The sequence below is a fragment of the Pseudomonas sp. NPDC087817 genome, from assembly GCF_044742875.1.
Lineage (GTDB): Bacteria > Pseudomonadota > Gammaproteobacteria > Pseudomonadales > Pseudomonadaceae > Aquipseudomonas.
Genome location: NZ_JBIUVJ010000054.1, coordinates 1 through 7076, shown reverse-complemented (window position 1 = coordinate 7076; position 7076 = coordinate 1). Strand labels below are relative to the sequence as shown.

The following is a 7076-nucleotide window of genomic DNA, read 5'->3' as shown; positions in this document are numbered from 1 at the left end:
GACGCGCCCAACTGATGGCCAAGCACGAGAGAGGCCTGCGCTTCCAGCCCACCGGCGGCAGCAAGGCCCCGCAAATCCCGACCGGCAAAAAACAGCGCTTGACCATCGAACGTCTGGCCAATGACGGTCGCGGTATCGCGTTTTTCGAAGGTAAAACATGGTTCGTCCTCGGCGCCCTCGCCGGTGAAGAGGTCGAAGCGCGGGTGCTCGGCGCCCACGGCAAAGTGGTCGAGGCGCGCACCGAACGCGTGTTCAAGGCCAGTGAGCTGCGCCGCCCGGCACCGTGTCAGCACGCCGGCCGCTGCGGCGGTTGCAGTGTTCAGCATTTGCCCCACAGCGAACAGCTTGCCCTGAAACAGCGCATGCTCGCCGAGCAATTGGCGAAGGTTGCCGGTGTCGAACCGCAAGAGTGGGCAGCGCCGTTGACCGGCCCTGAGTTCGGCTATCGCCGTCGTGCCCGCATTGCGGTGCGCTGGGACATCAAGGCGAAAAAGCTCGATGTCGGTTTCCGCGCTGCCGGCAGTCAGGACATCGTCGCCATCAGCGAATGCCCGGTGCTGGTACAGCCCTTGCAACCGATCATGACCCGTCTGCCGGAGATGCTTCGTCGCCTGAGCAAACCGCAGGCTCTGGGCCATGTCGAGTTGTTCAGCGGTTCGTCTTTGGCGGTACTGTTGCGGCACATGGCGCCGTTGTCCGAAGCGGATCTGACGATTCTCAAGGACTTCTGCCAGTTCCATGAAGCGCAACTGTGGCTGCATGGCGAAGGCGAACCGCAACCGGTCGACATCACCCAGTCGCTGGGCTATCGCCTGGAGCAGTGGGGGCTGGATCTGGCCTGGCGGCCGGGAGATTTCATTCAGGTCAACGCCGGGGTCAACGAAGCGATGGTCGCGCAAGCGCTGGACTGGCTGAAGCCGACTCGCGATGAGCGTGTACTCGATCTGTTCTGCGGCTTGGGCAACTTCGCCTTGCCGCTGGCCCAAAGCGTGCGCGAAGTGGTGGCGGTGGAGGGCGTGCAGACCATGGTCGATCGCGCCGCCGCGAACGCCGCTAGCAACAATTTGCATAACACAAAGTTTTTTCAAGCCGATTTATCCCAGCCTTTGACCGATGCCCAGTGGATCGGAAACGGCTTTTCTGCGGTACTCTTGGACCCACCGCGTGACGGTGCTTTCGAGGTGGTGCGCAAGCTTGCGACCCTGGGTGCCAAGCGTTTGGTATATGTGTCGTGCAACCCTGCAACTCTGGCGCGCGATACGGTCGAATTGATCAAGCAGGGCTACCGGTTAAAACGTGCCGGGATTCTCGATATGTTTCCTCAGACGGCACATGTCGAGGCCATGGCGTTATTTGAAGCGAGCCAGGATGGCTCGTCTGAATCCGTCTGATCTGTCCGCGCAGCGCTCGCTTTAGCCCCGCGAGCGCAAACGGGCAACGAAGGTCAGCGATTTGACGCATTGAATCTGCGTCGTAGGGAAGGTAAAGCAAGATGGTACAGGTGAGAGCACACCAGCCGATCAACACTGACGGCAGTATCAATCTCGAGGCTTGGCTCGATCACGCGGTCAGTGTCGATCTGGCACTGGATCGCGAAGCCTTGAAAGAAGCCTGCGAGTTCGCTCGCGAGGCCGAACAACAGTCCAATGCCAAGAAGAATCTGTGGGCCGAAGGCTCCGGCAGTTTCAGCACGGGACTCGAGATCGCCGAGATTCTCGCCGACCTCAAGCTCGATCAGGATTCGCTGGTCGCCGCCGTTCTTTATCGCGGTGTCCGTGAAGGCCAGATCGAACTCGCGGCCGTCGGCCAGCGCTTCGGCCCGGTGGTGGCCAAACTGATCGACGGCGTGCAGCGCATGGCCGCGATCAGTGCCAGCCTCAGCCCGCGCCAGTCGATGGTCATGGGTACGCAAGGGCAGGTGGAAAACCTGCGCAAGATGCTCGTGGCGATGGTCGACGACGTCCGCGTCGCCTTGATCAAACTGGCCGAACGCACCTGCGCCATTCGCGCAGTGAAAACTGCCGACGACGAAAAGCGTAACCGCGTCGCCCGCGAAGTCTTCGACATCTATGCGCCGCTCGCGCACCGCCTCGGCATCGGCCATATCAAATGGGAACTGGAGGACTTGTCCTTCCGTTATCTCGAGCCTGATCAATACAAACAGATCGCCAAGTTGCTCCACGAGCGACGGCTGGATCGTGAGCGTTTCATCGCCGACGTGATGACCCAGCTCAAGGACGAATTGCAGGCCACCGGTGTCGACGCCGACATCAGCGGCCGGGCCAAACACATTTATTCGATCTGGCGCAAAATGCAGCGCAAGGGTCTGGAATTCAGCCAGATCTACGACGTTCGCGCCGTGCGAGTGCTGGTGCCGGAAATGCGCGACTGCTACACCGCGCTTGGCATCGTCCACACGTTGTGGCGGCACATCCCGAAAGAGTTCGACGACTACATCGCCAACCCGAAAGAGAACGGCTACCGCTCGCTGCACACCGCCGTGATCGGCCCGGAAGGCAAGGTGCTGGAGGTGCAGATCCGCACCCACTCCATGCACGAAGAAGCCGAACTTGGCGTTTGCGCGCACTGGCGCTACAAGGGCACCGACGTCAAATCCGGCTCCAACCACTACGAAGAGAAAATCTCCTGGCTGCGTCAGGTGCTCGAGTGGCACGAAGAGCTGGGCGACATCGGCGGTCTGGCTGAACAGCTGCGCGTCGATATCGAGCCGGATCGGGTGTACATCTTTACCCCCGACGGTCATGCCATCGACTTGCCCAAAGGCGCGACGCCGCTGGACTTTGCCTACCGCGTGCACACCGAGATCGGCCACAACTGCCGTGGCGCGAAGATCAACGGGCGCATTGTGCCGCTCAACTACAGCCTGCAGACCGGTGAGCAGGTCGAGATCATCACCAGCAAACACGGCACGCCGAGCCGTGACTGGCTGAACTCCAACCTGGGTTACGTCACCACCTCGCGGGCACGGGCGAAGATCGTTCACTGGTTCAAATTGCAGGCCCGCGACCAGAACGTTGCGGCCGGTAAAACCCTGATCGAGCGCGAACTGACGCGTCTCGGTCTGCCTGCGGTGGATTTCGACAAGCTGGCCGACAAGGCCAACATGAAAACCGCCGAGGACATGTTCGCCGCCCTCGGTGCCGGCGACCTGCGTCTGGCGCAACTGGTCAACCTGGCGCAGCAACTGGTCGAGCCGGAACGCGGCAACGAACAGCTGGAACTGATTCCGCGCAAAGCCACCGGGTACAAACCGGGCAAGCGTGGCGACATTCAGATCCAGGGCGTCGGCAACCTGATGACCCAGATGGCGGGTTGCTGCCAGCCGCTGCCGGGCGACGCGATTGTCGGTTACATCACCCAGGGCCGTGGCGTGAGCATTCACCGTCAGGACTGCGCCTCGGTGCTGCAACTGGGCGGGCGTGAGCCGGAGCGGATCATTCAGGTCAGCTGGGGCCCGGTGCCGGTGCTCACCTATCCGGTGGACATCGTCATCCGCGCCTACGACCGTTCCGGTCTGCTGCGCGACGTCTCGCAGGTGCTGCTCAACGAGCGCATCAACGTGCTGGCGGTCAACACCCGCTCGAACAAGGAAGACAACACCGCGCTGATGTCGCTGACCATCGAGATCCCGGGGCTGGACGCGCTGGGACGCTTGCTGGGGCGGATTTCGCAGTTGCCGAACATCATCGAAACGCGGCGTAACCGCACCCCGTGAACATGGCTTCGACCCAATGTGGGAGCTGGCTTGCCAGCGATGCAGACAACTCGGTCTTTCCGGAGAGCCGAGCTGACGCCATCGCTGGCAAGCCAGCTCCCACAGGGTTTTGTGGTGAGACAGAAAAATGATGTACAGCCTTGAAGACCTGCTGCACTTGATGAGCCGCCTGCGCGATCCGCAGTACGGTTGCCCGTGGGACATCAAGCAAACCTACGCGACCATCGTCCCGCATACCCTCGAAGAAGCCTACGAAGTGGCCGACGCCATCGAGCGTGGTGATTTCGATCACTTGCAGGGCGAGCTTGGTGACCTGCTGTTTCAGGTCGTCTATTACAGTCAGTTGGCCCGGGAAGAAGGGCGTTTCGAATTTGCCGGGGTGATCGACAGCATCACCCGCAAGCTGATTCGTCGGCATCCGCATGTGTTCCCGACCGGCGATCTCTACGCGCCGCTGGATGTGCCGCGATTGACTGAGGAGCAGGTCAAGCAGCGCTGGGAGGAGATCAAGGCCGAAGAACGCGCCGAGAAATCCGCCGCGCCCGAGCAACTGTCGTTGCTCGATGATGTGCCCGCAACGCTGCCGGCATTGTCCCGTTCAGCCAAATTGCAGAAGCGCGCCGGGCAGGCCGGTTTCGACTGGCCGGATGCCTTGCCCGTGCTCGACAAAGTCCGCGAAGAGCTCGATGAAGTGCTCGAAGCCATGTCCGAAAACGATCCCCAGGCGGTGGCGGAAGAGATCGGCGACCTGCTGTTTTCCGTGGTCAATCTGGCTCGGCATCTGAAGGTCGATCCGGAAACTGCATTGCGTGGCGCCAATGGCAAATTCGAAAGACGTTTCCGTTTTATCGAACAGGCATTGCGCGACACCCACCGTCCCATAGAAGATTGCACCCTCGAAGAGTTGGACGCCCTGTGGGGTGAAGCCAAACGTCAGGAAAAGAATTTGCCTAGCTGCGGCTGAGCAACTGCCCAAGTGAGTAAGCACATGAGTATTTCCCTTCGCGATCAGTTGCTCAAAGCAGGTCTGGTCAACCAAAAGCAGGCCAAGCAGGTCAGCAAGGACAAGCAAAAGCAGCAGCGTCTGGCCCACAAAGGCCAGATCGAACTGGATGACTCGCAGCAGCGCGCCGCTCAGGAAGCCATGGCCGAGAAGGTCAAACGCGACCAGGAGCTGAACCGTCAGCAGAAAGAAAAAGCCGAGGCCAAAGCCCGGGCTGCGCAGGTCAAGCAGTTGATCGAAGTCTCGCGTCTGCCGAAGCTGACCACCGAGGACTACTACAACTTCGTCGACGACAAGAAGGTCAAGCGCATCTCGGTCAACACGCTGATGCGCAACAAGCTCAGCAGCGGCTCGCTGGCGATCGTCCATCATGCCGGTGGTTACGAAGTGATCCCGCGTGAAGCGGCCCTGAAGATCCAGGAACGCGATCCGCAGCGTATCGTGCAACTCAATGTACAGACTGAAGAGGTCAGCACCGAGGACGATCCGTACGCGGCCTATCAGATCCCTGACGATCTGATGTGGTAAATCGATAAAGCTGTAACAACGAAAAACCCCGCTCATGGCGGGGTTTTTCGTTTTCAATGCTGTGGTTGAATCAGGCGGATTTCAGATCCCGTTGCTGCTCTTGCACTTCCAGTTCGGCCTTGTAGTTGTGGGCGTCGATTTCGTTGTGGAACATCCCGACCAGCAAGTCTTGTTGATGCACATCCCAGATACGGATACCGGCGGCTACGCCTTCGTGGGACATGTGTGAATCGTCGCGTTCAGTTACTTTTACAGTCATCTGCTAGCTCCAAATCTCAAGTTATCTGCAGCAAGGCGTGTGCAGGACTCTTTTATATGATTTGTTAGCTTGCTAAGTAAACGCTTGATTCGTGCAACGTATTCTTGCGTAAAACGCAACAGTGCTGCAGGCCGCGTAATCCGCGACATTCGGTCGCAGGGCGGTAAGTTTCATGACAGAAGTTTCATTTTCAGAACACCCCGAGAACCCTGTGGGAGCTGGCTTGCCAGCGATAGCGGAGTGTCAGACAACATAGATATTGCCCGTGCTGACGTCATCGCTGGCAAGCCAGCTCCCACAGGGATCGGTGGTGTTCCAGCTACTTTCTGCAGGCGAAAAAAAACGCCCCGAACCAGTCGGGGCGTTTTCATGTGTGGCTCAAGCCTGGGGAATTACTTGCCTTCCCAGCGCTTCAGTACCAGCGTGGCGTTGGTGCCGCCGAAGCCGAAGCTGTTGCTCATCACGGTGTTGATGGTGGCGTTCTCGCGGGTCTTGGTCAGCACCGGCAGATCGGCCACTTCAGGGTCCAGCTCGTCGATGTTGGCGGAACCGGCAATGAAGTTGCCTTCCATCATCAGCATGCAGTAGATCGCTTCGTGAACGCCGGCAGCGCCCAGGGAGTGACCGGACAGGCTCTTGGTCGAGCTGATCGCTGGAGCCTTGTCGCCGAACACTTCACGCACACCTTTCATTTCCGCAACGTCGCCGACCGGAGTCGAAGTGCCGTGGGTGTTCAGGTAGTCGATCGGGGTATCAACGGTGGACATCGCCATCTGCATGCAGCGGATCGCGCCTTCGCCACTCGGGGCAACCATGTCGTAGCCGTCGGAGGTCGCGCCGTAGCCAACGATTTCCGCGTAGATCTTCGCGCCACGGGCCAGAGCGTGTTCCAGCTCTTCAACCACGACCATGCCGCCACCGCCAGCAATGACGAAACCGTCACGGTCAGCGTCGTAGGCGCGGGAAGCCTGTTCCGGGGTGTCGTTACGCTTGCTGGACAGGGCGCCCATCGCGTCGAACAGGAACGACTGGCTCCAGTGCTCTTCTTCACCGCCACCGGCGAAGACGATGTCCTGTTTGCCCATCTGGATCTGTTCCATGGCGGTACCGATGCAGTGAGCACTGGTGGCGCAGGCAGAAGCGATGGAGTAGTTCAGGCCCTTGATCTTGAACGGCGTGGCCAGGCAAGCGGAAACGGTGCTGCTCATGGTCCGCGTTACACGGTATGGGCCGACGCGTTTCACGCCTTTCTCGCGCAGGATGTCCAGCGCTTCCATCTGGTTCAAGGTGGACGCACCACCCGAGCCGGCAATCAGACCGGTACGCGGGTTGGACACTTGCTCTTCGGTCAGGCCGGAGTCAGTGATGGCGTCTTTCATGGCCAGGTAGGCGTAAGCCGCGGCGTGGCCGACGAAACGATAGATCTTGCGATCGATCAGTTCTTCAAGGTTGAGGTCGATGGAGCCGGAAACCTGGCTACGCAGACCCATTTCAGCATATTCCGGGTTGATCCGGATGCCAGGGCGGCTTGCACGCAGGTTTGCGGAGAC

Annotated in this window: 6 protein-coding genes; 4 read left to right on the top strand and 2 right to left on the bottom strand. The window is 59.9% G+C overall.

From position 1 onward, the window contains the following. Positions 1–14: 14 nt before the first annotated feature. The 4 genes from rlmD (at position 15) to ACIONG_RS23975 (ending at position 5267) form a co-directional block, all read left to right on the top strand. Positions 15–1391: a 23S rRNA (uracil(1939)-C(5))-methyltransferase RlmD gene (rlmD, locus tag ACIONG_RS23990; protein WP_103306870.1), complete on the top strand. Its 1377-nt coding sequence runs from the start codon at positions 15–17 to the stop codon at positions 1389–1391. A 101-nt stretch (positions 1392–1492) separates the two neighbouring features. Next, entirely contained in the window at positions 1493–3736 is a 2244-nt protein-coding gene (gene relA / locus ACIONG_RS23985) for a GTP diphosphokinase (protein ID WP_007917476.1), read from the top strand. 130 nt (positions 3737–3866) lie between these two features. After that, a complete protein-coding gene (gene mazG / locus ACIONG_RS23980; RefSeq protein ID WP_401303141.1) occupies positions 3867–4700 on the top strand; it encodes a nucleoside triphosphate pyrophosphohydrolase in 834 nt (277 codons plus the stop codon). Positions 4701–4724: 24 nt separating this feature from the next. After that, positions 4725–5267, top strand: a complete 543-nt coding sequence (locus tag ACIONG_RS23975; RefSeq protein ID WP_016987455.1) for a DUF2058 domain-containing protein — start codon at positions 4725–4727, stop codon at positions 5265–5267. A 70-nt stretch (positions 5268–5337) separates the two neighbouring features. On the opposite strand, the gene ACIONG_RS23970 is transcribed toward ACIONG_RS23975, so the two are convergent. Both ACIONG_RS23970 and fabB read right to left on the bottom strand, forming a co-directional pair. Further along, entirely contained in the window at positions 5338–5526 is a 189-nt protein-coding gene (locus ACIONG_RS23970) for a hypothetical protein (protein ID WP_007917473.1), read from the bottom strand. Positions 5527–5918: 392 nt separating this feature from the next. Continuing rightward, positions 5919–7076: beta-ketoacyl-ACP synthase I (fabB, locus tag ACIONG_RS23965; protein ID WP_401303116.1), on the bottom strand; the 1158-nt coding region annotated here is incomplete at its 5' end.

What these genes read in the sequence shown, in the direction of transcription:
- rlmD (WP_103306870.1), top strand. Translation starts at nt 15, where the DNA reads ATGGCCAAGCACGAGAGAGGCCTGCGCTTCCAGCCCACCGGCGGCAGC.
- ACIONG_RS23975 (WP_016987455.1), top strand. Translation starts at nt 4,725, where the DNA reads ATGAGTATTTCCCTTCGCGATCAGTTGCTCAAAGCAGGTCTGGTCAAC.
- relA (WP_007917476.1), top strand. Translation starts at nt 1,493, where the DNA reads ATGGTACAGGTGAGAGCACACCAGCCGATCAACACTGACGGCAGTATC.
- mazG (WP_401303141.1), top strand. Translation starts at nt 3,867, where the DNA reads ATGTACAGCCTTGAAGACCTGCTGCACTTGATGAGCCGCCTGCGCGAT.
- ACIONG_RS23970 (WP_007917473.1), bottom strand. Translation starts at nt 5,526, where the DNA reads ATGACTGTAAAAGTAACTGAACGCGACGATTCACACATGTCCCACGAA.